Source organism: Mycolicibacterium grossiae, from assembly GCF_008329645.1.
Lineage (GTDB): Bacteria > Actinomycetota > Actinomycetes > Mycobacteriales > Mycobacteriaceae > Mycobacterium > Mycobacterium grossiae.
Window position 1 is genome coordinate 2,753,736 of record NZ_CP043474.1, and the last position, 22,892, is coordinate 2,776,627.

Annotated in this window: 23 protein-coding genes; 16 read left to right on the forward strand and 7 right to left on the reverse strand. The window is 70.6% G+C overall.

The genetic code is table 11. The annotated features are described in order from the left end of the window. The first annotated feature begins 89 nt into the window (after positions 1 to 89). A complete protein-coding gene (locus tag FZ046_RS13170; RefSeq protein WP_070356117.1) occupies positions 90 to 983 on the forward strand; it encodes a glycosyltransferase family 2 protein in 894 nt (297 codons plus the stop codon). 2 nt (positions 984 to 985) lie between these two features. After that, positions 986 to 2,074, forward strand: a complete 1,089-nt coding sequence (manB, locus tag FZ046_RS13175; protein ID WP_070356106.1) for a mannose-1-phosphate guanylyltransferase ManB — start codon at positions 986 to 988, stop codon at positions 2,072 to 2,074. An 8-nt stretch (positions 2,075 to 2,082) separates the two neighbouring features. Here the strand turns inward: manB and FZ046_RS13180 are convergent, their stop codons facing one another. The 3 genes from FZ046_RS13180 to cofD are packed head-to-tail and all read right to left on the reverse strand — an operon-like array spanning position 2,083 to position 4,999. Then, positions 2,083 to 2,616, reverse strand: coding sequence for an NUDIX hydrolase (locus FZ046_RS13180; protein WP_070356105.1), 534 nt, complete (start codon positions 2,614 to 2,616; stop codon positions 2,083 to 2,085). Continuing rightward, a complete protein-coding gene (locus FZ046_RS13185) occupies positions 2,613 to 3,965 on the reverse strand; it encodes a coenzyme F420-0:L-glutamate ligase (protein ID WP_070356104.1) in 1,353 nt (450 codons plus the stop codon). Before FZ046_RS13185 ends, FZ046_RS13180 begins: the two co-directional genes overlap by 4 nt. Beyond that, positions 3,962 to 4,999, reverse strand: coding sequence for a 2-phospho-L-lactate transferase (cofD, locus tag FZ046_RS13190; RefSeq protein WP_070356103.1), 1,038 nt, complete (start codon positions 4,997 to 4,999; stop codon positions 3,962 to 3,964). The genes FZ046_RS13185 and cofD overlap by 4 nt, the downstream gene beginning before the upstream one ends. A 293-nt stretch (positions 5,000 to 5,292) precedes the next feature. On the opposite strand from cofD, the gene FZ046_RS13200 reads away from it, so the two are divergent. Beyond that, positions 5,293 to 5,685, forward strand: coding sequence for a WhiB family transcriptional regulator (locus FZ046_RS13200; protein ID WP_070356102.1), 393 nt, complete (start codon positions 5,293 to 5,295; stop codon positions 5,683 to 5,685). A gap of 28 nt (positions 5,686 to 5,713) precedes the next feature. Here the strand turns inward: FZ046_RS13200 and FZ046_RS13205 are convergent, their stop codons facing one another. Beyond that, positions 5,714 to 6,136: a metallopeptidase family protein gene (locus tag FZ046_RS13205; RefSeq protein ID WP_070356101.1), complete on the reverse strand. Its 423-nt coding sequence runs from the start codon at positions 6,134 to 6,136 to the stop codon at positions 5,714 to 5,716. A 129-nt stretch (positions 6,137 to 6,265) separates the two neighbouring features. Between FZ046_RS13205 and FZ046_RS13210 the strand changes: the two genes are divergently transcribed. From FZ046_RS13210 to manA, 4 genes are all read left to right on the forward strand, one after another. After that, the gene (locus tag FZ046_RS13210) at positions 6,266 to 6,703 is read left to right on the forward strand and encodes a DUF3499 domain-containing protein (protein WP_149484256.1); all 438 of its coding nucleotides are present in this window, start codon (positions 6,266 to 6,268) and stop codon (positions 6,701 to 6,703) included. 148 nt (positions 6,704 to 6,851) lie between these two features. Then, entirely contained in the window at positions 6,852 to 8,258 is a 1,407-nt protein-coding gene (locus FZ046_RS13215; protein ID WP_070355321.1) for a phosphomannomutase/phosphoglucomutase, read from the forward strand. Beyond that, positions 8,255 to 9,343, forward strand: a complete 1,089-nt coding sequence (locus tag FZ046_RS13220) for a TobH protein (protein ID WP_070355322.1) — start codon at positions 8,255 to 8,257, stop codon at positions 9,341 to 9,343. The genes FZ046_RS13215 and FZ046_RS13220 overlap by 4 nt, the downstream gene beginning before the upstream one ends. Before the next feature lie 5 nt (positions 9,344 to 9,348). Next, positions 9,349 to 10,575 (forward strand): mannose-6-phosphate isomerase, class I, encoded by a 1,227-nt coding sequence (gene manA, locus FZ046_RS13225; RefSeq protein WP_070355323.1) that lies wholly within the window; start codon positions 9,349 to 9,351, stop codon positions 10,573 to 10,575. Here the strand turns inward: manA and FZ046_RS13230 are convergent. Beyond that, on the reverse strand, positions 10,572 to 11,951 hold the full coding sequence (locus FZ046_RS13230; protein ID WP_070355324.1) for an FAD-dependent oxidoreductase: 1,380 nt from the start codon (positions 11,949 to 11,951) through the stop codon (positions 10,572 to 10,574). The genes manA and FZ046_RS13230 overlap by 4 nt on opposite strands. A gap of 58 nt (positions 11,952 to 12,009) precedes the next feature. Here FZ046_RS13230 and FZ046_RS13235 point away from each other — a divergent pair, with 58 nt between their 5' ends. The 6 genes from FZ046_RS13235 (at position 12,010) to FZ046_RS13260 (ending at position 17,125) form a co-directional block, all read left to right on the forward strand. Further along, positions 12,010 to 13,488 carry an amino acid permease gene (locus FZ046_RS13235; RefSeq protein WP_070355325.1) on the forward strand — a complete coding sequence of 493 codons (1,479 nt, stop codon included), beginning with the start codon at positions 12,010 to 12,012 and terminating at the stop codon, positions 13,486 to 13,488. Between the two features lie 289 nt (positions 13,489 to 13,777). Continuing rightward, complete coding sequence (locus FZ046_RS13240; protein WP_246183037.1) at positions 13,778 to 14,944, forward strand: alkane 1-monooxygenase; 1,167 nt, start codon at positions 13,778 to 13,780, stop codon at positions 14,942 to 14,944. Beyond that, positions 14,941 to 15,108 (forward strand): rubredoxin, encoded by a 168-nt coding sequence (locus FZ046_RS13245; protein ID WP_070355327.1) that lies wholly within the window; start codon positions 14,941 to 14,943, stop codon positions 15,106 to 15,108. Before FZ046_RS13240 ends, FZ046_RS13245 begins: the two co-directional genes overlap by 4 nt. Next, positions 15,105 to 15,293 carry a rubredoxin gene (locus FZ046_RS13250; protein WP_070355328.1) on the forward strand — a complete coding sequence of 63 codons (189 nt, stop codon included), beginning with the start codon at positions 15,105 to 15,107 and terminating at the stop codon, positions 15,291 to 15,293. Before FZ046_RS13245 ends, FZ046_RS13250 begins: the two co-directional genes overlap by 4 nt. 125 nt (positions 15,294 to 15,418) lie before the next feature. Then, the gene (locus FZ046_RS13255; protein WP_170292504.1) at positions 15,419 to 15,970 is read left to right on the forward strand and encodes a TetR/AcrR family transcriptional regulator; all 552 of its coding nucleotides are present in this window, start codon (positions 15,419 to 15,421) and stop codon (positions 15,968 to 15,970) included. Positions 15,971 to 16,048: 78 nt separating this feature from the next. Then, positions 16,049 to 17,125, forward strand: a complete 1,077-nt coding sequence (locus tag FZ046_RS13260) for an acyl-CoA dehydrogenase family protein (RefSeq protein ID WP_099046038.1) — start codon at positions 16,049 to 16,051, stop codon at positions 17,123 to 17,125. Between the two features lie 20 nt (positions 17,126 to 17,145). Here FZ046_RS13260 and FZ046_RS13265 read toward each other — a convergent pair whose 3' ends face one another. Next, a complete protein-coding gene (locus FZ046_RS13265) occupies positions 17,146 to 18,105 on the reverse strand; it encodes an RNA polymerase sigma factor (protein ID WP_070355331.1) in 960 nt (319 codons plus the stop codon). A gap of 251 nt (positions 18,106 to 18,356) precedes the next feature. On the opposite strand from FZ046_RS13265, the gene ahcY reads away from it, so the two are divergent. Both ahcY and FZ046_RS13275 read left to right on the forward strand, forming a co-directional pair. After that, positions 18,357 to 19,823, forward strand: coding sequence for an adenosylhomocysteinase (ahcY, locus tag FZ046_RS13270; protein ID WP_070355332.1), 1,467 nt, complete (start codon positions 18,357 to 18,359; stop codon positions 19,821 to 19,823). Positions 19,824 to 20,096: 273 nt separating this feature from the next. Further along, positions 20,097 to 21,413 carry a lipase family protein gene (locus tag FZ046_RS13275; protein ID WP_070355333.1) on the forward strand — a complete coding sequence of 439 codons (1,317 nt, stop codon included), beginning with the start codon at positions 20,097 to 20,099 and terminating at the stop codon, positions 21,411 to 21,413. Between the two features lie 17 nt (positions 21,414 to 21,430). On the opposite strand, the gene FZ046_RS13280 is transcribed toward FZ046_RS13275, so the two are convergent. Continuing rightward, complete coding sequence (locus tag FZ046_RS13280; protein WP_070355334.1) at positions 21,431 to 21,955, reverse strand: TetR/AcrR family transcriptional regulator; 525 nt, start codon at positions 21,953 to 21,955, stop codon at positions 21,431 to 21,433. A 252-nt stretch (positions 21,956 to 22,207) separates the two neighbouring features. Between FZ046_RS13280 and FZ046_RS13285 the strand changes: the two genes are divergently transcribed. Next, positions 22,208 to 22,873 carry an HAD family hydrolase gene (locus FZ046_RS13285; RefSeq protein WP_070355335.1) on the forward strand — a complete coding sequence of 222 codons (666 nt, stop codon included), beginning with the start codon at positions 22,208 to 22,210 and terminating at the stop codon, positions 22,871 to 22,873. Positions 22,874 to 22,892 lie beyond the last annotated feature (19 nt).

Here is a 22,892-nt window from a genome sequence, read left to right on the forward strand (position 1 = left end):
GTCCTGCCGCGAATCTGGACCGTTACCCTCGACGCCGTGCAGCGAGGAATCCGTGCGGGCCGCACGCACGACGCGTGGGTGAGGCCGGCGTGAGCGACGAGCTGGTGGTCGTGACGGTGACGTACTCGCCGGGTGGCCATCTCGACCGCTTCCTGGCCACGCTGTCGCACGCCACCGAGCGACCGGTCCGCGTCGTCATGGCCGACAACGGCTCCACCGACGGCGCCCCGGAGGACGCCGAGCAGCGCTACCCGAACGCCACGCTGCTGCGCACCGGAGCCAACCTCGGTTACGGCGGCGCGGTGAACCGTGCCGTCGAGAAGTATCTGCACGACCCCGCCTACGCCGGGGACCCCGAGTTCTTCGTCGTCGCCAATCCGGACGTGCAGTGGGGGCCGGGCAGCATCGACGCGCTGCTGGAGGCTGCGACGCGGTGGCCGCGGGCCGGCGCACTGGGCCCGCTGATCCACGACCCGGACGGCTCGGTGTACCCGTCGGCGCGTCACCAGCCGAGCCTGGTCCGCGGCGGCATGCACGCCGTCGTCGGCCCGTTCTGGACGTCGAACCCGTGGACCGCGGCCTACCGCCAGGAGCGGATGGAGCCCAGCGAACGCCCCGTCGGCTGGCTGAGCGGATCCTGCCTGTTGCTGCGCAGGTCCGCCTTCGATGCCGTGGAGGGCTTCGACGAACGCTTCTTCATGTACATGGAGGACGTCGACCTGGGTGATCGCCTCGAACGGGCCGGGTGGTCCAACGTCTACGTGCCCTCGGCGGAGATTTTGCACGACAAGGGACACGCCACGGGCCGAGACCCGGCCCGCAACTTGGCTGCCCATCACCGGAGCACCTACACTTTCCTCGCCGATCGGCACCCCCACTGGTGGCAGGCGCCGCTCCGATGGAGCATCAGGTCTGCGCTGGCGGTGCGTGCGCGCTTGGTGGTACGAAGCTCTCGACGCAAGCTCTCGAAAGGACGGCTCTGACTGTGGGAACCCCGGTAGATCCTGCTGAGACCGACGCCGTCATCCTCGTCGGCGGCCAGGGCACGCGCCTGCGGCCGCTGACGCTCTCGGCGCCCAAGCCGATGCTGCCGACGGCGGGCCTGCCGTTCCTCACCCACCTGCTGAGCCGCATCCAGGCCGCGGGAATCCGGCACGTCGTCCTCGGCACGTCCTACAAGGCGGGGGTCTTCGAGGCCGCGTTCGGCGACGGGTCGGACCTCGGACTGGACATCGAGTACGTCTTCGAGGAGGAGGCGCTGGGCACCGGTGGCGGCATCGCCAACGTGGCGCCCAAGCTGCGTTACGGCACCGCGCTGGTGTTCAACGGCGACGTGCTCTCGGGTGCGGACCTCGGCGCGCTGCTGACCAGCCACCACGAACGGAACGCGGACGTCACGCTGCACCTGGTGCGCGTCGGCGACCCGCGCGCGTTCGGTTGCGTGCCAACCGATTCCGAGGGCGGCGTGACGGCGTTCCTGGAGAAGACGCAGGATCCGCCGACCGACCAGATCAACGCCGGCTGCTACGTGTTCAAGCGCGAGGTCATCGACCTCATCCCGACCGGGCGCGAGGTGTCGGTCGAGCGCGAGGTGTTCCCGGCGCTGCTGAGTGACGGCCTGAAGGTGTGCGGCTACGTCGACGCCACGTACTGGCGCGACATGGGCACGCCGGACGACTTCGTGCGCGGTTCGGCCGATCTGGTGCGCGGCATCGCGCCGTCGCCCGCGCTGAAGGGCCACCGTGGCGAGGACCTGGTGCACGAGGGTGCGTCGGTGTCACCGGGCGCGCTGCTCATCGGCGGCACCGTGGTCGGTCGCGGCGCGGAGATCGGCCCCGGCGCCCGTCTCGACGGCGCGGTGATCTTCGACGGCGTCCGCGTCGAGGCCGGCGCCGTGATCGAGCGCTCGATCATCGGGTTCGGCGCCCGCATCGGTCCCCGCGCGCTGATCCGCGACGGCGTGATCGGCGACGGCGCCAACATCGGCGCGCGGTGCGAGCTGCTGCGCGGCGCGCGGGTGTGGCCGGGCGTGTCGATCCCCGACGGCGGCATCCGCTACTCGACGGACGTCTGAGCCGTCCGCTACCGGCGGGCGGCCGCCGCGAGGTGGCGCAGGCCGTAGTCGGCGTCCGGTGGCAGCGCGTCGAGCGGCCACCAACGCAGGTCGAGCGACTCGTCGCTGCGGGCGATCTCGGCGCCCGCCGGTGCGCGCGCGACGAACTGGATGTCCAGATGCCGCGTCGGCGTGCCCAGCGAGCAGGTGAGTCCGTGCACGTGCAGCGCCGCGGGCACCGGCATCACGACGAGTCCCTCGATGCCGGACTCCTCGGTGGCCTCGCGCAGTGCCGCCGACGCGATGTCGGCGTCGGTCTCCTCGCAGTGCCCGCCGAGCTGTACCCACCGGCCGATGCGGGGGTGCAGCGTCAGCAACGCGCGCCGGCCGGTGTGGTCCAACACCAGCGTCGACGCGGTGACGTGGCCGGGAACGCAGGACCGCAGGCAGGCGTCCGGGCGCGCGAGCACGAACGCCAGCAGCGCCTCGCGCAGCGCGTCCTGAGCCGGGTCGGCTGGGCGCCAGCGCTCCAGGGTGTCGAGCACCGAGTCGCGCAGCGTCATCGCCGGATCAGCAGGTCGGCCGTGGCCGCCGGGTCGCGGGGACCGGTGGCTGCGCTGCCCTCCTCCGGGTAGCCGATGGCGATGGCGCCCGACGGTTCCCAGTCCGGCGGCAGGTCGAGTTCGGCGCGTACCAGATCGGCGGCGAAGATCGTCGAACCGATCCAGCAGCTGCCCACGCCGCGCGCTGCGAGCGCCACCAGGAGTCCCTGGACGGCGGCGCCCACGGCGACGGTGAACATGGTGTGTTCGGCTGCCGTGCGGGCGGCGTCGGGGTAGGCGTGCGCACCGTCGGGCACCAGGAAGGGAATGACGACTTCGGGTGCGTCGTACAGGATCTGGCCGCGTGCCACCCGACGCTCGACGGCGTCGGCCGGCCGGCCGTCGCCCAGCAGGTCGGCGCGCCAGGCGTCCTTCATCGCGTCCAGCAGCCGGATGCGCCGGGCACCGTCGGCGAGCCAGACGAAGCGCACCGGACGGGTGTGGTGTGGCGCGGGCGCGGTGAGCGCGTCACCGACCGCGGCCTCCACGAGCGCGGGGTCGACGGGCTCGGCGGAGAAGCGGCGCACCGACCGCCGCATCAGCTGCGCCTGGCGGCGACCCAGCGCGAGCGCCTCCTCGGTGCCGAGCCAGAACAGGTCCTCCTCGCCCGCGCGCACCAGGGAGCGGCCGGTGGACCCGTCGTCGGCGGGGGAGAGGCCACGCACGACGGCCACCGGGATGGCGGTGAGCTTGCCCTTGACGAGGTCGGCCGCCGCGGCCACCTCGTCGGCCACGGCCACCTCGGTGACGAGCAGTTCGTTGCCGTAGCCGTCGTGTTCGCCGTGGTAGCCGTGCAGGACCGCCATGCCCGCGGATCCGATCGCCACGTCGGTCTGACCGTTGCGCCAGGCGCGGCCCATGGTGTCGGTGACGACGACCGCGACGGTGACGCCCAGCAGCTCGTGCAACCGGCTGCGCAGCGCGGCGGCACTGCCGTCCGGATCCACCGGCAGCAGCGCGAGTTCGGCGGCGTCGACGTTGGAACCGTCGACGCCGGCGGCGGCCTGGACGAGGCCGATCGCGTTCTCGGTGATGAGGGTGCGTCCCTTGCGTGCCAGCACGCGTACCGCTTCGCCGTCGATGAGTCTGCGGCGCAACGCGTCCCGTTCCGCGGGATCGGTCGGCGCGGGGACGATGCGGCCCTCGCTCTTGGAGAGCACCTTGCTCGTCACGACGACGACGTCGGCGTCGCGCAGCCACGGGGCGGCGGTCGCGATGGCGGCGGCGACGTCGTCGCCGGGACGGAACTCGGGAAGTCCTCCGACGGGCAGGATCTCGACCGCGCCGGCCGAGCCGTGGTCGGCGCTCACCGCCGGCCCGCGTCGAGGCCGGCGAGTTCCAGTCCGCTACGCACCATCTCGGCGGTGGCGTCCGGATCGGTCATCAGCAGCGGGATCGCGCGGACGTCGACGCCCTCGATCGTGGCCTCGTCGCCCTCGCTGATCAGCCAGCCGTCGAGGATGCCGACACCGCTGCGTGCGCCGTAGTGCGCGCCGACGGCCTCGGAGCTGGTGGGCACGCCGATCACGGTGAGGCACTCGTCGGCCATGCCCCGCAGCGGGCGACCGCCGATGATCGGGGAGTACCCGACGACCGGCGCCGGCGTCGACCGCAGCGCCGCGCGGATGCCGCCGATGCCGAGGATGGCGCCGATGCTGACGACCGGGTTCGACGGCGACAGCAGCACGACGTCCGCTCCGGCGACGGCGTCGGTGACGCCCTCGGCCGCGGTGGCCTTGTCGGCGCCCACGAACGCAAAGCCGTGGGTGGGGATCTGGGCGCGGTAGCGCACCCACCACTCCTGGAAGTGGATGGCCCGCCGCTCGCCGCCGGCCTCGGCAGCGTCCGCGCCGGCGCCATCGGAGTCGGGAACGGTGACCACGACGTGGGTTTCACTGCGGTCGTCGCTGGCGGGCAGCAGCCGGGCGCCGGGTTGCCAGCGCGCACACAGCGCCTCGGTCACCTGCGACAGCGGGTAGCCGGCGCGCAGCATCTGGCTGCGCACCAGGTGGGTCGCGAGGTCGCGGTCGCCGAGGCCGAACCAGTCGGGTTGCACGCCGTAGGCGGCGAGCTCCTCCTTGGCGTGCCACGTCTCGTCGCGGTGGCCCCAGCCGCGTTCGGGGTCGACGCCGCCGCCCAGGGTGTACATGCACGTGTCGAGGTCCGGGCAGATGCGGACGCCGTGCATCCAGGCGTCGTCACCGACGTTGACCACCGCGGTCAGCTCGTGTTCGCCGGGCAGTGTGCCGGGGGCGTCGCCGAAGCGGCCCAGGCCCAGCAACCGCTGTACGCCGAGCAGGAAGCGGGCCCCGCCCACCCCGCCGACCAGAACTGTCACCTTCACGGGGTTCGACACTATGCTCTTCCGACGAAGGCAGCGCGCGCCGTGGTGCCGGTGTGAGCGACACGCCGTCGGCCGACGCGCCGGAGATTGGTCACGGGATGATATGAAATCCCGTTCCAGCGCTTGACCGGTGCAGCTAACCCGTGTCTAATCACATCAGTGTCATTTCGCGGTTGGCCGGCCGGTTCCGGTGTCGCAGACCGAGATTCGATCACTTGTTCGAATGAATAGGGCCGCACGGGCAGGGGTGGGGCCTCAGTGAGCGATCTACGAGACATGTGAGGAGGCGGAAGATGTCCTATGAGCGCGTCGATTTCGACGGACTGGTCGCATACGACGGTCGGATGCTCGGCTCGGTAGGCAGCGCACCGCACACCAACACCGCACCGACCCCCTTCGCGACACCGGGGCGGCCGCAGTTGAGCTTGGTGCCGGAGCACGCCGATTTCGAGGCGGCCAACGACGAGGACGATCAGTGGCAGGAGCGCGCGCTGTGCGCGCAGACCGACCCCGAGGCGTTCTTCCCCGAGAAGGGTGGCTCGACCCGCGAGGCCAAGCGCATCTGCCAGGGCTGCGAGGTGCGCGACGCGTGCCTGGAGTACGCCCTGGCCAACGATGAGCGCTTCGGCATCTGGGGCGGGCTCTCCGAGCGGGAGCGCCGTCGCATCAAGCGCGGCATCATCTGATCCTCTTCCTCGACTCGACGTCGAGGTCTCAGTCGTCGTCCAGGTCCGGATCGATGACCGAGGGCTCCACCCCGAGATAGGTGGCCACCTGGGCCACCAGGATCTCGTGCAGCAGGTCGGCGAGATCGTCGGTGTTCTTGGCCCGGCGCTCGATTGGCTTGCGGAACAACACGATTCGCGCACGGGTCGAATTCCCCCGGACGTCCACGCCCGCAGGTATCAAGCGCGCCAACGCGACCGGCCCGTCCGCCACCACCTCCGGTGGCCACTGCACGCTCTCCGGATCCTTCGGTGCGATCCGCGGAATCTCGTCGACGGCGACGTCCAGGCTCGACACCCGTTCCTGCCACTGTCGTTCGATCGGCTCGTAGGCCTCGAGCACCGCCATGTCGAACCGCTCGGCGCGGCTGCGCCAGCCCGGCACGGTCGCGGGTAGCAGGGGACCACGCATGCCCCTGCCTCGGCGCGAGGCCCACCGACGCTGCGCGGCCATCGGACGATCGTAACGGTTGGGGAACGCGCCCTCGCGGCTGCGCGTGTCCGTCCCCGAGTGTCGGCGCCGCGCGATAGCCTTCCGGGCGTGAACGTTCCCCGTCGCTGCTGCCGGCCAGGGTGCCCGCACTACGCCGTGGCGACGCTGACCTTCGTCTACTCGGACTCGACGGCAGTCGTGGGTCCGCTGGCCACCGTGTCGGAGCCGCACTCCTGGGATCTGTGCGTGCTGCACGCCGGACGGATCACCGCGCCGCGCGGGTGGGAGTTGGTCCGGCACGCCGGGCCGCTGCCCGCCCACCCCGACGACGACGATCTCGTCGCACTCGCCGATGCCGTCCGCGAGGCGCGCGACGGCGGCATGCCGTCCTCCGGTGTCGTGGCGGGGTTCTCCGACCCCGGGCCTGCCGCGCACGGCGGCGCGGTGATGGCGCCGGCCGCGCGCCGGCCCGAGCACGGGCACCGGCCCGAGCACAACGGCCGCCGGCGCGGCCACCTGCGGGTGCTGCCCGATCCGAGCGACTAGCTCCTGCGCGGTTAGCCGGATCGTGTCGTCATCGCTCCGTGAACCGGCACGCGGGACCGCCCGCGCCGCGGTGGGGGAGCCGATAGGCTTGTGTCAGGAGCGCCTCCGCCCGGGGGCGTTCGAGTCGGTGTATCGAGCGAGGAGCCCTATGTCCCGGCCCGCCGCGGCTGTCAACCGGGTGATCAAGGCGTACGACGTGCGAGGTCTCGTCGGCGAGGAGATCGACGAGGACTTCGTCGCCGACGTCGGCGGCGCCTTCGCCAGACTGGTCCGCGACGAAACGGAACCGGGCGCCCGCCAGATCGTCATCGGCTACGACATGCGGTCCAGTTCCCCCAGTCTCGCTGCGGCATTCGCCGACGGCGTGGTGGCACAGGGACTCGACGTGGTGCGCATCGGCCTCGCCTCCACCGACCAGCTGTACTTCGCGTCGGGCTTGCTGGACTGCCCCGGCGCGATGTTCACCGCCAGCCACAACCCGGCGGCCTACAACGGGATCAAGCTGTGTCGGGCCGGCGCGAAACCGGTCGGCAAGGAGACCGGTCTGGCCACCATCAGCGGCGAGGTCATCGACGGCGTGCCCGCCGCGGACGTCGCACCCGGCACCCTCACCGACCGCGACGTGCTCACCGAGTACGGCGAGTTCCTGCGTTCGCTGGTCAGTCTGACCGGCGGCCGCCCGCTGCGGGTGGCCGTGGACGCCGGCAACGGCATGGGCGGCCACACGTCGCCCGCGGTCCTCGGCGGCATCGAGGGCATCACGCTGCTGCCGCTGTACTTCGAACTGGACGGCACCTTCCCGAACCACGAGGCCAACCCACTGGACCCGGCCAACCTGGTGGACCTGCAGCGCCACGTCGTCGACACCGGCGCCGACATCGGTCTGGCCTTCGACGGCGACGCCGACCGCTGCTTCGTCGTCGACGAGCGCGGCGAGCCGGTGTCCCCGTCGGCGGTCACCGCGCTGGTCGCTGCGCGCGAGCTTGGCCGCGAGATCGGCGCGACCGTGATCCACAACCTGATCACGTCGCGGGCGGTGCCGGAGCTGATCACCGAGCGCGGCGGCACGGCGGTCCGCTCGCGCGTCGGCCACTCCTACATCAAGGCGCTGATGGCCGAGACCGGCGCGATCTTCGGCGGCGAGCACTCCGCGCACTACTACTTCCGCGACTTTTGGGGCGCCGACTCCGGCATGCTCGCCGCGCTGCACGTGCTGGCCGCACTCGGCGAAGGGGACCGGCCGCTGTCGGCGATGATGGCCGACTACCAGCGCTACGAGGCGTCGGGCGAGATCAACTTCACCGTGTCGGACGCCGCGGCCTGCGTCGAGGCGGTCCTGAAGTCCTACGACGGCCGCATCCACTCCATCGACCACCTCGACGGCGTCACCGTCGATCTCGGCGACGGCAACTGGTTCAACCTGCGCACCTCCAACACCGAGCCGCTGCTGCGGCTCAACGTCGAGGCGCGCACCGCGGCCGAGGTGGCCGAGATCGTCGACGCCGTCGGTGTCCAGATCAGGACGACGTCGGGAAGCGACGAGCCGGCGCCGTGAGTGCGGACTCCCGCGCGGACGCGACGACCATCGACCTCGACGACACCGACGGTCTGCTCGCCGCCGACCGCGACGGGCTGCTGCGTGCCGCCTCGATGGCCGGCGCGCAGATGCGCGCGACCGCCGCGGCCCTCGACGAGGGCGAACTGGAGTCGTTGCGGTCCGACCACCCGCCGCGCACCGTCGTGTGGGTGTCCGCGGGCGGCACGGCCGACGCCGCCGGACCCATCCTGGTCTCGGCACTCGGCGGCTCGACCGTCGCACCGCTCGTCACCGCTGCCGAGGTGCCGCCGTGGATCGGTGCGCTCGACGTCCTGATCGTGGCGGGGGACGACGCGGGTGAACCCGCCCTGGTGCGCGCCGTGGCCACCGGTATCCGGCGCGGCGCGCGGGTCCTCGTGGTCGGCCCGGACGGCGGGCCGCTGCGCGACGCCGCGGCGGGACGCGCCGTCCTGCTCGCGCCGCGCCTACCCGTGCCCGACGACTTCGCCCTCGCCCGCTACCTCGCCGCCGGACTGGTGGCACTGCACGCCGTCGACCCCGGCATGGGCGTGGACGTGGCCGGCATCGCCGACGAACTCGACGCCGAGGCCCTGCGCAACAGTGCCGGGCGCGACCTGTTCACCAACCCCGCCAAGGTGCTCGCCGACCGGGTGTCGGATGCGACGGTGGTCCTGGCGGGCCACGACGCGGCGACGCTCGCGCTGGCCCGGCACGTCGGCGCCGTGCTGTTGCGCGTCGCGCAGGCGCCTGCCGCCGCGGTGACGCTCGCCGACACGCTCGTCTCCCTGCACCGCGGGCTCGGTCGCGGGGCGTCGGGGGCCGCGCCCTCGATCTTCTACGACCCCGAGATCGACGGGCCGCTGCCGGCGCGGGTGCGCACCGTCGTGCTCGCGACCGACGCCGAGCGCCCGGCGATCCTGGCGCGCACGAGCGGTTACGACGACGTCACGACCATCAGCGCGGGGGACGTGGGCGACGACCTCGCCGCGCCGACGTCGAGTGGACGCGTGGAACAGCAGTTGGCGATGATGGCCGTCCGATGGGAGATGGCGGCCGTCTACCTGAGATTGGTTCGAGGTTAGACGACGTGGACCTGCTACATGGCGCTGTGCGCACCTATGCCTGGGGATCGCGGACGGCGATCGCGGAATTCAGCGGAAGACCCGCTCCCACAGCGCATCCCGAGGCCGAGCTGTGGCTCGGCGCCCATCCGGGGGATCCGGCGAGGCTGGCCTCCGACGGCGACGAGCGGTCGCTGCTCGACGTGATCGCCGCCGATCCCGAGGGGCAGCTCGGCGCCACCGCACGCGGCCGCTTCGGTGACGCGCTGCCGTTCCTGGCCAAGGTGCTCGCCGCCGACGAGCCCCTGTCGCTGCAGGCGCACCCGTCGGCGGCGCAGGCCGTCGAGGGCTTCGCCCGCGAGGATCAGCTCGGCATCGCCGTCAACGCGCCCACCCGCAACTACCGCGACCGCAGCCACAAGCCCGAGCTGATCGTCGCTCTCGGGCCGTTCGAGGCGCTGGCGGGCTTCCGCCCCGCCGCGGGCAGCGTCGCGCTGATGCAGGCCCTCGACGTGCCGGCCCTGACCCCGTACATCGGCCTGCTGTCCGGGCAGGCCGACGCCGACGGTCTGCGTGCGCTGTTCACCACGTGGATCACCGCGCCACAGCCGGACCTGGACGTGCTGGTGCCCGCGGTGCTCGACGGTGCGGTGAACTACGTCCGCTCCGGCGCGACGGAGTTCGCGGCGGAGGCGAAGACGATCCTCGAGCTGGGCGAGCGCTACCCGGGCGACGCCGGCGTGCTGGCGGCCATGCTGCTCAACCGGATCAGCCTGGCGCCGGGGGAGGGCATCTACCTGCCGGCCGGCAACCTGCACGCCTATCTGCACGGCATCGGCTTCGAGGTGATGGCGAACTCGGACAACGTCCTTCGCGGCGGGCTGACCCCCAAGCACGTCGACGTGCCGGAACTACTACGGGTGCTGGACTTCACCCCGACCACCGACGTCGTCATCGCGCCACGCGACGTGGGCGACGGCCTCGAACGCGTCTACGACACGCCCGCACCGGAATTCGCGGTGTCGGCGCTGTCACTGGACGGCGAGCACCTCGGCCACCAGGTGGACGCCCCGGCACGGCACGACGGACCGCAGGTGCTGCTGTGCACCGAGGGCACCGTCACGGTGCACGCCAAGTCCGACGTGCTGACCCTGCGGCGCGGCGCGGCGGCCTGGGTGCCGGCCGACGACGGACCCATCCGCCTGGTCGCCGACGCGCCGGCGCGGCTGTTCCGCGCGACGGTCGGGGTCTAACCCGCCGACACGGGTTGCCGCTCGCGGCGTGCGGCGCGCTTCTCGGCGGTCCACAGCCGCACGTTGTGCGCGATGGTGCGGCCGACCAGTCGCGGCGAGGGCACCATGTAGAGGCTGTCGAGCAGGCTGAACCGACGCAGGAACCATTCGGCGAGAACGGGATCGGTCTCGGCGGCGCCCAGGAACTGGTCGAACAGCGAGCCCACCGGGCCGTACCACCGCGGGGCGTCGCCCGCCGCGTTGTGCAGGGCGTGGTCGCCGATGGCGGTCATCATCCAGACCGGGAACGTCGTCTTGGCGGTCGCCTTGGCGAGGCGGGACGCGAGGTCGGTCGCATCGGCGGGACCGGCGGCGAGGGCGCGGGACAGGTTGCCCGCCTGGATCGCCGTCATCGTCATGCCCTGGCCGTAGGTGGGGTTGAAGCTCACCACCGAGTCGCCGAACGGGATGATCCCGGCGGGGAAGCGGGTGAGCTTGTCGTAGCGGCGCCATCGGCTCTTGGGGTACTTGTGCTGCGCCACCTCACCGACCGGGGTGCCGCGGCGCACGGCCCGGGCGAACCGCTCGGGCAGGATGCGGTCGGCCAAATCGCACATCTCGGCGAAGTCGCGCGGCGGCGGCACCTTGCCGGTGCCGAAGGTGGTCAACCGCCAGTAGCCGTCCTCGTAGAGCAGCATGCCCAGACCGACCGGCTCCTCGCGGGACGCGCCCGCGACGACGACCTTCTCCTGCAGCAGGCCCTCGGGAATGTGCACCTGGTGGGTGGCGTAGGCGATGCCGACGTCCACGGTGTCCTCGCGCGGCGCGTCGAAACCCCACTGCGACAGCCACATCGGCAGTCGGGTGGCGCGACCGGTGGCGTCGACCACCAGGTCGGCGGATGCTCCGCCCGCGACGTCGCCGACGTCGAACAGCACGCCGCGAACGCGCTGCGCCGCGGCGTCCCACCACGGCTCGGCGATGCTGCGCCGCACCAGCTCGACGTTGGGTAGGGCGAGCGTGCGGCGGCGGATCTGCCATTCGAGGTGGGCCCGGCTCGGCACGTAGGCGGTGAACTCGTCCTGCAGGCGGTGCGCCGTGCCCAGCACGTGGCCGGCCGCGCCGAAGTGGATGCAGTCGGGCCGGTTCTCCAGGATGGGCACGCCGGCGGCGACCATGTCGTCGAGCAGCCCCGGGTAGAGCCCGTCGAACTCCTCGGCGCCGCGCGCCATCAGGAGGTGGACGTGGTGGCCCTGCGGAACGCCGGGCCGGTTCGCCGGGCTGTCGGGCAGCTCGTCGCGCTCGTAGATCGTCACCCGGTCGACGTGATCGGCCAGCACCCGGGCCGCGCACAGGCCGGCGAGGCTCCCCCCGATGACCACCGCATGTTTCCCCATGGCCTGCGACGGTACTCGGTAGGGTCCCCGTCACACGACCGAGAGGGATGACGAAAGCATGGCGGACCGCTGGCGGATCAAGTCGGTCGAGCAGTCGATCGCGGACACCGACGAACCGGACACCCGGTTGCGCAAGGACCTCACGTGGCGCGACCTGACCGTCTTCGGGGTGTCGGTGGTGATCGGCGCCGGCATCTTCACCATCACCGCCTCGACGGCCGGCGACCTGACCGGTCCGGCCATCTCGGTGTCCTTCGTCATCGCCGCCGTGACGTGCGGGCTGGCGGCGCTGTGCTACGCCGAGTTCGCCTCGACAGTGCCCGTCGCGGGCAGCGCGTACACCTTCTCCTATGCCACCTTCGGCGAGTTCACGGCGTGGATCATCGGCTGGGACCTCATCCTCGAGTTCGCCGTGGCCGCGGCCGTGGTGGCCAAGGGCTGGTCGTCGTATCTGGGAACGGTGTTCGGCTTCTCCGGTGGCACCGTCGACCTCGGACCGGTCACGCTCGACTGGGGCGCATTGCTCATCATCGCGGTGCTGTGCGCGCTGCTCGCCCGCGGCACCAAGCTGTCGTCGAACGTCAGCGCCGTCATCACGGCGATCAAGGTGACCGTGGTGCTGCTCGTCGTCATCGTCGGTGCGTTCTACGTCAAGGCCGCCAACTACACGCCGTTCGTTCCGCCCGCGGAGACCGGTGAGGCGTCCGGCTCGGGCATCGACCAGTCGGTCTTCTCGCTGCTCACCGGCGCCGAGGGCAGCACCTACGGCGTGTACGGGGTGCTCGCGGGTGCGTCGATCGTGTTCTTCGCCTTCATCGGCTTCGACATCGTCGCCACCACGGCCGAGGAAACCAAGAACCCGCAGCGCGACGTCCCGCGCGGCATCCTCTTCTCGCTCGGGATCGTCACCCTGCTGTACGTCGCGGTGTCGGTGGTGCTGTCGGGCATGGTGTCCTACACCGAACTGAAGTCCGGACCCGACGGGCAGGCCAACCTGGCGTCCGCCTTCGCCGCGAACGGCGTGGACTGGGCCGCGACGATCATCTCGATCGGGGCGCTCGCCGGTCTGACGACCGTCGTCATGGTGCTGCTGTTGGGTCAGATCCGCGTGCTGTTCGCGATGTCGCGCGACGGCCTGCTGCCGCACGGACTGGCCAAGACCAGCTCGCACGGCACGCCGGTGCGCATCACGGTGGTCGTCGGCATCGTGGTGGCCCTCGCCGCGTCGGTCTTCCCGATCGAACGCCTCGAGGAGATGGTGAACGTCGGCACGCTGTTCGCCTTCGTGCTGGTGTCGGCCGGCGTGATCGTGCTGCGCCGCACGCGTCCCGACCTGCAGCGCGGGTTCCGGGCGCCACTCGTTCCGGTGCTCCCCATCCTGTCGATCCTGGCGTGCGTCTGGCTGATGCTGAACCTCACCGGGCTCACCTGGATCCGGTTCGCCATCTGGATGGTGATCGGCCTCGTGATCTACCTGCTCTACGGCCGGCGCAAGTCCCTGCTGGCCCGCCGGGCGGCGGAGGCCTCCGCTCGGTAACGCCCCGGGTCGGTTTTCGCGCCGCCGCGCGCTGGTGGGTCGGTAGTCGTCGAGATCCGATTTTGGCGGGCCGCACTCGCATTTTCTCGCCACGAGCCGGATCTCGCGCGGGTCGACGCAGCCAAGGGTTTTACAAAACATTCGTTCGTGTCTAGACGAACGACAGATGGCCACTTATAGTCAAGTGCATCCAGTGATGGCTCTCACGAGGAGGTGTGCCGTGACGACTCGGCTCCAACCCCAGGACGCGACCCTCGAGTGGCGCGACCGCAAGCGCTACCTGTGGCTGATGGGGCTCATCGCCCCGACGGCGCTGTTCGTCGTGCTGCCGCTGATCCGGCTGCTCAACGACGCCGGCTGGCACGCCGCGGCAGTCGCGCCGCTGTGGATCGGGCCGATCCTGGTGTACCTGCTGCTGCCGACGCTCGATCGGTTCTTCGGCCCGGACGGGCAGAATCCGCCCGACGAGGTGATGGAGCGCCTGGAGAACGACCGCTACTACCGCTACTGCACCTATGCCTACATCCCGTTCCAGTACGCCAGCGTCATCCTCGGCGCCTACCTCTTCACCGCGTCCGACCTCGCCTGGCTGGGCTTCGACGGCGGGGTGAACTGGGTCGGCAAGGTCGGTCTGGCGCTGTCGGTCGGCGTGCTGGGCGGCGTCGGCATCAACACCGCCCACGAACTCGGCCACAAGAAGGACGCGCTGGAGCGGTGGCTGTCCAAGATCACCCTGGCGCAGACCTGGTACGGCCACTTCTACATCGAGCACAACCGCGGCCACCACGTCCGCGTCGCCACCCCGGAGGACCCGGCGTCGGCGCGCTTCGGCGAGACCTTCTGGGAGTTCCTGCCGCGCAGCGTGTGGGGCAGCCTGCGCTCGTCGTGGGAGCTGGAAGCCAAGCGTCTGCAGCGCGCCGGCAAGCCGACGTGGCACTGGTCCAATGACGTGCTCAACGCGTGGGCGATGTCGCTGGTGCTGTGGGGCGCGCTCACCGCGGCGTTCGGCTGGGGCGTGCTCGTCTACATGGCGATCTCGGCGGTCTACGGCTTCACCCTGCTGGAAACGGTCAACTACCTCGAGCACTACGGGCTGCTGCGGCAGAAGACGGCCAGCGGCCGCTACGAACGCTGCACCCCCGAGCACAGCTGGAACTCCGATCACATCGTGACCAACCTGTTCCTCTACCACCTGCAGCGTCACAGCGACCACCACGCCAACCCGACCCGGCGCTATCAGACGCTGCGCAGCATGGACGGCGCCCCGAACCTGCCCAGCGGCTACGCGTCGATGATCGCGCTGACCTACGTCCCGGCGCTGTGGCGGGCGGTGATGGACCACCGCGTGCTCGCCCATTACGGCGGCGACATCACGCGGGTGAACGTGCACCCGCGGGTACGCGACCGCGTGCTCGCCCGCTACGGCGACGCGGCCGACGCGGGCGCACGAGCATGACCGCCTACCGCTGCCCCGGGTGCGACTACGTATACGACGAGGCGCTGGGTGCGCCGCGCGAGGGGTTCGCGGCGGGCACGACGTGGGAGCGCGTGCCCGACGACTGGACCTGTCCGGACTGTGCGGTCCGGGAGAAGATCGACTTCGAGGAGATGGCGCGATGACCGACGAGGCGTACCGGCTGTTCGTCTGCGTGCAGTGCGGGTTCGAGTACGACGAGGCCAAGGGCTGGCCGGAGGACGGGATCGCTCCCGGCACCCGCTGGGACGACATCCCCGATGACTGGAGTTGCCCCGACTGTGGAGCGGCGAAGTCCGACTTCGAGATGGTCGAGGTCGCCCGTCCGTGACGCTGGCCGTAGGGGATAGGGTCGCGCCTGTGAGCGCACCGCGGGACGACGAGCAGCCCAGGACTGCTCGCGTCTCGTACGCGGAGGCGTCCCGGGTGCTGCTGCGCGACTCCATCCTCGACGGCATGCGCGATCTGCTCGGCGAGCGCGACTGGTCGTCCATCACGCTGACCGACGTGGCCAAGGCCGCCGGGATCAGCAGGCAGACGATCTACAACGAGTTCGGTTCGCGGCAGGGCCTCGCCGAGGGGTATGCCCTGCGCCTGGCGGACCGGCTCGTCGACGCCGTGGACAAGGCCATCGACGGCAACGTGGGCAACGTGCATGCCGCGTTCCTCGAGGGATTCCGCGCGTTCTTCGCCGAATCGGCGGCTGACCCGCTGGTCATCTCGCTGCTCACCGGGGTGGCCAAGCCGGACCTCCTGCAGATCATCACCACCGACAGCGCGCCGATCATCACCCGGGCCAGCGAGCGGCTCACCGCGACCTTCATGCACAGCTGGGTGCGCGCGAGCGAGGAGGACGCCGGCGTGCTGGCCCGGGCCATCGTCCGGCTGGCGATGAGTTACGTGTCGATGCCGCCGGAGGCCACCCATGACGTGGCCCGGGACCTGGCGCGGTTGATGGCGCCGTTCGCCGAACGCTACGGCGTCGTGATCGACGAAGGATCGAACTGAACTCGTACCCGCTGCATCTGGACGGGTATGACAACGACAACGCCTCATACCCCGACCCCCGTTCTCGACCCCGCCGCCATGACCGAGTCCCTGCGGCCGGCGATCAGCAGTGCCGCCGCCGAGGCGGACCGGTGCGGCGCCATCCCCGCTGATCTGCGTGACGCGCTGCGGGCGGCCGGGGCGTTCCGTCTCTTCACGCCGCGGGAGTTCGGCGGGTGGGAGGCGCCGCTGCCGGTCGCCCTCGAGGTCTACGAACGGTTCGGCTACCTCGACGCCTCGGTCGGTCTGCTGGTGTGGAATGCGAACTTCGGCTTCGTCGGCGCGCTACTCGATCCGGCAGGAGCGGCCCGGGTGTGGGCCGACGGAAAGGAGCCGGTCTTCGCGAATTCCGGTCTGCCGGGAACCGCGGTACCGGTCGAGGGCGGGTATCGGCTGACGGGAGAGTGGCGGATCGTCAGTGGCATCCGGGGGGCCGACTGGGTGGTGCTGGTCGGGCTGACCCCCGAGGTCCGGCTCTTCGTGGTGCCCGTCGACCAGGTGTCGGTGCGCGACGGCTGGGACGTCACCGGGATGCGCGCCACGGGCAGTCACGACGTCACGGCCGACGGCGTGTTCGTGCCGACGGAACTGGTGGTCGACCTCGGGTCCGCGCCGCACGTCGACCGGCCGCTCTACCGCGGGTTCGTCCCGGCTCTGGTGTTCCCGGGATGCAGCGCGGTGGCGCTCGGCATCGCCCGCCGCGCCATCGACGAAACCGTCGCGCTCGTCGGGTCCAAGCCGGTGATGACCGGCGGGACGTCCGCTGAGACGGCGCGTACCCAACACGTGGTGGCGACGTCCGAGGCGGCCGTGACGGCGGCCTGGCTGCTGCTGCGGCACGCGGCGCGAGACGTCGACGCCGCGGGTGCCGACGTGACGCTGCAGCAGCGCGCCGCGCTACGAGCCGCCATGTCCCACGCGGCCGAGGTGAGCCGGCAGGCGTTGGTGGCGCTGCACGGGATCGCCGGCTCGGCCGTGCTCTACCGCTCCAACCCCGTCGAGCGGGTCTTCCGTGACGGCATGGTCGCCGTACAGCACGCGAACCACTCGGCGGTCTTCATGGAGGCGGCGGGTCGGGTGCGGCTCGGCCTGCAACCCGGGTTGCCCCTGTTCTGACCGCGGGCGGCCGCAACGACTCACGCGGCGGGTTCGACGCGCCCCCTGGGGTGCGGATGGAACATCGACAGCCCGCTCACCCGTCCGCCGTGCAGGGACTGCACCCACAGCACGGCGGGCGGGCAGTGGAACGGGTCGTCGGGCGGGTTGATCAGGTCCGTCTCCCAGATCACCACCTCGCGGCCGGCGACGACGTTGGTCAGGCGCTGTCGGACCCCGTCGTCGAGGTCCTGATCCATGGCGCGCGACAGGTGGTCGAGGCCCACGGTGTGCACGCCGCCGGGCCAGGTCGTTCGCAGGCGCGGGTCCCAGCGCGCCGCGAGCGCCGCGCCGAAGTCGCCGTGCACCGCGGCGTGCAGGATCTCCTCGGCGTGTTGCCGGTGCACGCGCGTCCAGGCGGTCGCGTCGTCGTGCGGGGCATCGGCGGTGTCGAGCAGCGCGTCGTAGAGCTTGCGCCGCGCCTGGTTCAGCCGGCTGCGCACCGTGCCGACGGGCACTCCGCACACGTCGGCGAGCTGCTCGTAGGCGGTGACGCCGGTGAAGTAGCGCAGCATCGTCACCAACCGCAGCGTCGGGGAGAGCCGCTCGATGGCGCTCCACACCCAGTCGGCCAGCGCCTGCTGATCGAGCAGTGCGGCGGGGTCGCCGTCGAGGCTCACCGGCAGCAGCGACGTCAGGTCGGCCAGCGGCAGCGGCGGCGTCCGCCGCACCTGCATCCGGCAGCCGTTGCGCACGATCGCGTGCAGCCACGGCGTCACCGCGCTCGGGTCGCGCAGATCGGTCAGCCGCCGCAGCGCCACCAGGGCGGCGTCCTGGACGGCGTCCTCGGCCTCGGGACGAAAACCCAGGATGCCGACGGCGACGGCGCGCATCGACGCCTCGTGCCGGGCCAGCAGCAGACCCAGTGCGCCGACGTCACCGTGCTGGGCGGCCAGCACCAGCTCGGCGTCCGTCGGTTGCCCGGTCACCATCTCGCTCATCGTCCCGTCCTCCTCGATCCCACCCGTTCTACGTCGACTCCCTTGGAGATTCCTTCGGGGCGGACGGGGTCGCGATGACGGCCGTGCCGATCACCCCCGGGGCCGCGCCGGGTCGCGGGACGCTAGAATCGATCCGACACCTCCCGGCCGTCAGTGCGCTGTGCGCCTGTCCCGCGAGCCCGCAGGCCAGGGGTTTCGCCAGCGCACCCGGCGTGCGCCTCACTGGCACATCACGACTGAAGGGGCTCTACATGACTGCACCTACCCTGACCGCCGACGTCCTCAACGGCATCGACTTCAAGGTCGCCGACCTCTCGCTGGCCGACTACGGCCGCAAGGAGATCCGCCTCGCCGAGCACGAGATGCCCGGCCTGATGGAACTGCGCCGCGAGTACCACGACGTGCAACCGCTCAAGGGTGCGCGCATCTCCGGTTCCCTGCACATGACCGTGCAGACCGCCGTGCTGATCGAGACGCTGACCGCGCTGGGCGCGGAGGTCCGCTGGGCGTCCTGCAACATCTTCTCCACCCAGGACCATGCGGCCGCGGCCATCGTCGTCGGCCCGCACGGCACGCCCGAGGAGCCGCAGGGCATCCCGGTGTTCGCGTGGAAGGGCGAGACGCTCGAGGAGTACTGGTGGGCGGCCGAGCAGATGCTCACCTGGTCCGGTGAGCCCGCCAACATGATCCTCGACGACGGTGGCGACGCGACCATGATGGTGCTGCGCGGCGCGCAGTACGAGAAGGCCGGCGTCGTCCCGCCCGCCGAGGACGACGACTCCGCCGAGTGGAAGATCTTCCTCGGCGTGCTGCGTCAGCGCTTCGAGACCGAGAAGGACAAGTGGACGAAGATCGCCGCGTCGGTCAAGGGCGTCACCGAGGAGACGACGACCGGCGTGCTGCGGCTGTACCAGTTCGCTGCGGCCGGTGAGCTGGCGTTCCCCGCGATCAACGTCAACGACTCGGTCACCAAGAGCAAGTTCGACAACAAGTACGGCACCCGCCACTCACTGGTCGACGGCATCAACCGCGGCACCGACGCCCTGATCGGCGGCAAGAAGGTGCTGATCTGTGGCTACGGCGACGTGGGCAAGGGCTGCGCCGAGTCGCTGGCCGGCCAGGGCGCCCGCGTCCAGGTCACCGAGATCGACCCGATCAACGCGCTGCAGGCCCTGATGGACGGCTACGACGTGGTGACCGTCGAGCAGGCCATCGCCGACGCCGACATCGTCATCACCTCGACCGGCAACAAGGACATCATCACCCTCGACCACATGAAGGCGATGAAGGATCACTCGATCCTGGGCAACATCGGTCACTTCGACAACGAGATCGACATGGCTGCCCTGGAGCGTTCCGGTGCGACGCGGATCAACATCAAGCCGCAGGTCGACGAGTGGACCTTCAAGGAGTCCGGCAAGTCGATCATCGTGCTGTCCGAGGGCCGTCTGCTGAACCTCGGCAACGCGACCGGACACCCCTCGTTCGTGATGAGCAACAGCTTCTCCAACCAGGTGATCGCCCAGATCGAGCTGTGGACCAAGAACGACGAGTACGACAACGAGGTCTACCGGCTGGCCAAGCACCTCGACGAGAAGGTCGCCAAGATCCACGTCGAGGCACTCGGTGGCACGCTCACCAAGCTCAGCAAGGACCAGGCGGAGTACATCGGCGTCGACGTCGAAGGCCCGTACAAGCCGGAGCACTACCGGTACTGATCCCGTCTCGAGCGGCCCCGGCGACCTACCGTCGCCGGGGCCGTTCCTCGTTTGGCCGTCGAAATCCGTACCCTCGGTTGATATTCGGAGCCGCGTTGGTACTCATCGCCTGCGCGGCAGGGTGTTTCGGCGGCGGCGACGACGACGACGCATGTCCCGGAAGCGGCACGTTTGCCGAAACGTCCCCTTGGCGCAACGACTTTCACGGTCAAGAGCGTCGCGTCCGGTGGGAGGGCTTAACAAATCGTCGCCACATTGTTACGGTTTCGCGTCATGGGTCGGGTGCTGGGGTTCGTTCTCGCGGTGATGCTGTTGGGCACGATCGGTGCGATGCCGGCGGTCCATGCGGAACCCGATCCGACGAACGACGTCCGCGACCCCAAGTACAACGAAGACGAGTACATCGCGTTCTACACCCCACCGGATCCGTTGCCGGAAGGCCGACCTGGCGACATCATCCGTAGTGAGCCGTCACGACTCGTGCTCGAACCGTCGGGTCAACTGGGTGCCATCTTCGCCAACGGCACACGAATCATGTACCGCAGCACCAACTCTCGCGGCGAACCGATGGCGGTCACCGGGACCTACTTCGAACCGTGGAACGCCTGGCCGGGCAAGGGCCCGCGGCCGCTCATCGTCTACGGTCCCGGCACGCAGGGGCAGGGGGACCAGTGCGCGCCGTCGCGGCAGTTCAACCAGGGCATCCACTTCTCGCCGTTCCTCGACGTCACCTTCAACTACGAGGAGCTGTTCGTGGCGACGATGGTGGCGCGTGGTTTCGCCATCGTCATGACCGACTACCAGGGCCTCGGCACGCCCGGACTCCACACGTACGTCAATCGGGTGGCGCAGGGCAACGCGATGCTCGACGCGGGACGCGCTGCGCAGCGGCTGCCCGGGACGTCGCTGGATCCGCATGGCTCCGTGGCGTTCTGGGGCTATTCCCAGGGTGGCGGCGCGGCGGCCTCGGCGGCCGAACTCGCGTCGTCCTACGCGCCGGACCTCGACGTCGTCGGAACCTACGCCGGCGCCCCACCGGCGGACCTCAAGGAACTGTTCCCGTACGCCGACGGCAGCGCGCTGGTCGGCGTGGTGGGCTACGCGCTCAACTCGGTGATCACCAGCTATCCCGAGTTCGCCGACGTCATCCGGTCGAAGATGACGCCCCGCGGACTGGACCTGCTGCAGAAGGTCCAGGACCAGTGCATCGGGGAGACCGTCGCCAAGTTCATGTTCCGGCACCTGCAGCCGTACTTCAACGTCGACATCACCACGACGGTCAACGAGGAGCCGTTCGCGTCGCTGTTCGACATGCAGAAGCTCGGCAAGTTCACGCCGAACGCGCCGGCATTGATCCTGAGCAACCGGTTCGACCCGCTGGTGCCGTGGACGGCGGCCAATCAACTCGGCCGCGACTGGTGCTCCCGTGGGGCCGACGTCCAGTTCTTCACCAACGAGCAGCCGCCGTTCCTCAACAAGCTGGTGATCAACCACGCGCTGCCCATGCTGGTCGACGGTGAGCGCGCCATGCAGTGGATCGCCGACCGCTTCAACGGCGCGCCGACGACGCCGAACTGCGGGGAGTTCTGACCCCTCAGCGCCAACCCTCAGCGCCGGGCGCCGGCGAGCACCAGGTCGACGGCGGCCTCGATGACGCCGTCGTCGGGTGCAGTCCCGAACATCAGCGTCGGGCAGGCGACCACGCCGGAGAGCATCGAGATCGTCGCCTCGAGTTCGGCGCCGCTGAACAGCTCGCCGAGCATGCCCCGGATGGGACGTTGGCCGTCGGAGTTGATGCGGTCGCGGATCTGGGCCATCTCCTCGACGGAGGCCCACTGCGCCATCACCGACAGGATCTGGTCCAGCCGGAAGTCGCGCACCGCCTGACGGAAGATGCGCAGCTCGCCGATCAGGTCGGAGCGCAGATCGTCGGTGCGCTCCTGGTGCGGCATCTCGCCGATCGCGTCCAACGCCAGGGCGATCAACTCCACCCGGGACGGCCAGTGCGTGTAGAGGGTCGTCTTCGAGTAGCCGGCGATGTCGGCCACGTGGGCGTGGGTCAGGGCGTCGGCGCCCTCGGTGGTGAGGACCTGCAGGGCCGCCCGGGAGACGTCGGCCCGGGTCCGTGCCACGCGTGCATCCCGCACGGTGTCGCTCCCATCCGACCGCTCGGGAGGGGGCACGGTCTCACCTCCTCCGTTGCGTGCTCCGAATGCAGACAAGGTACCCAATGAACGCGCTGTTCAATTATGGCGAGCGTGTTCAAAACTGGACGTTTGGAGAGATAGTGGACGGGTATTTCAGCGCCCGGGATGCGGGCGACCTCGTCGGACCGCGCCACGTCATCAGATGCGCCGTACGCCGTACGCCAAGGAAGGCTCTCCATGTCCTCGATCCTCTTCGGTTCCATCAGCACCCTCGCCGACACGTCGGAACTCCAGCGCCGTGCCTTCAACGAGGCCTTCAAGACCCACGGACTGGACTGGGAGTGGTCGCGCGACGACTACGTCGCCATGCTCGGTTCCAACGGCGGGGCGCAACGGGTGGCCGACTACGCCGCCGCGCGCGGTGCGGACGTCGACGCCGACGCCGTGCACGCCACCAAGTCCGAGATCTTCCGTTCGCTGCTGGCCGAGAGCGAGGTGGCACCGCGTGACGGCGTGGTGGACACCGTCGAGCGTGCCCAGCGCGACGGTCACCGGCTCGGCCTGGTGACGACGACCAGCAGCGAGAACGTCGACGCACTGCTGAACGCACTCGCCGCGCACGTCGACCGCAACGCGTTCGACGTCGTGGTGGACAGCTCGGTGGTCGACGAGCCCAAGCCGGCGCCTGCGTCCTACCGCTACGCCCTCGATCAGCTGGGCGAGGACGCCTCGGCGGCCGTCGCCATCGAGGACAACGTCGGTGGCGTGCGCGCGGCCGCCGACGCCGGCATCGCCGTCGTCGCCTTCCCCAACCAGAACACCAGCGACGGCGACTTCTCGGAGGCCACCGAGACGGTCGACGCGCTCGACGCCGACCGCCTCGTCGAGCTGACCCGCTCCTGACCCACGCGTCCCGACAACG

What these genes read in the sequence shown, in the direction of transcription:
- FZ046_RS13180 (WP_070356105.1), bottom strand. Translation starts at nt 2,616, where the DNA reads ATGACGCTGCGCGACTCGGTGCTCGACACCCTGGAGCGCTGGCGCCCA.
- FZ046_RS13200 (WP_070356102.1), top strand. Translation starts at nt 5,293, where the DNA reads ATGTCCTATGAGCGCGTCGATTTCGACGGACTGGTCGCATACGACGGT.
- FZ046_RS13205 (WP_070356101.1), bottom strand. Translation starts at nt 6,136, where the DNA reads ATGCGTGGTCCCCTGCTACCCGCGACCGTGCCGGGCTGGCGCAGCCGC.
- FZ046_RS13215 (WP_070355321.1), top strand. Translation starts at nt 6,852, where the DNA reads ATGTCCCGGCCCGCCGCGGCTGTCAACCGGGTGATCAAGGCGTACGAC.
- FZ046_RS13230 (WP_070355324.1), bottom strand. Translation starts at nt 11,951, where the DNA reads ATGGGGAAACATGCGGTGGTCATCGGGGGGAGCCTCGCCGGCCTGTGC.
- FZ046_RS13235 (WP_070355325.1), top strand. Translation starts at nt 12,010, where the DNA reads ATGGCGGACCGCTGGCGGATCAAGTCGGTCGAGCAGTCGATCGCGGAC.
- FZ046_RS13240 (WP_246183037.1), top strand. Translation starts at nt 13,778, where the DNA reads ATGGGGCTCATCGCCCCGACGGCGCTGTTCGTCGTGCTGCCGCTGATC.
- FZ046_RS13245 (WP_070355327.1), top strand. Translation starts at nt 14,941, where the DNA reads ATGACCGCCTACCGCTGCCCCGGGTGCGACTACGTATACGACGAGGCG.
- FZ046_RS13250 (WP_070355328.1), top strand. Translation starts at nt 15,105, where the DNA reads ATGACCGACGAGGCGTACCGGCTGTTCGTCTGCGTGCAGTGCGGGTTC.
- FZ046_RS13255 (WP_170292504.1), top strand. Translation starts at nt 15,419, where the DNA reads ATGCGCGATCTGCTCGGCGAGCGCGACTGGTCGTCCATCACGCTGACC.
- FZ046_RS13260 (WP_099046038.1), top strand. Translation starts at nt 16,049, where the DNA reads ATGACCGAGTCCCTGCGGCCGGCGATCAGCAGTGCCGCCGCCGAGGCG.
- FZ046_RS13265 (WP_070355331.1), bottom strand. Translation starts at nt 18,105, where the DNA reads ATGAGCGAGATGGTGACCGGGCAACCGACGGACGCCGAGCTGGTGCTG.
- ahcY (WP_070355332.1), top strand. Translation starts at nt 18,357, where the DNA reads ATGACTGCACCTACCCTGACCGCCGACGTCCTCAACGGCATCGACTTC.
- FZ046_RS13275 (WP_070355333.1), top strand. Translation starts at nt 20,097, where the DNA reads ATGGGTCGGGTGCTGGGGTTCGTTCTCGCGGTGATGCTGTTGGGCACG.
- FZ046_RS13285 (WP_070355335.1), top strand. Translation starts at nt 22,208, where the DNA reads ATGTCCTCGATCCTCTTCGGTTCCATCAGCACCCTCGCCGACACGTCG.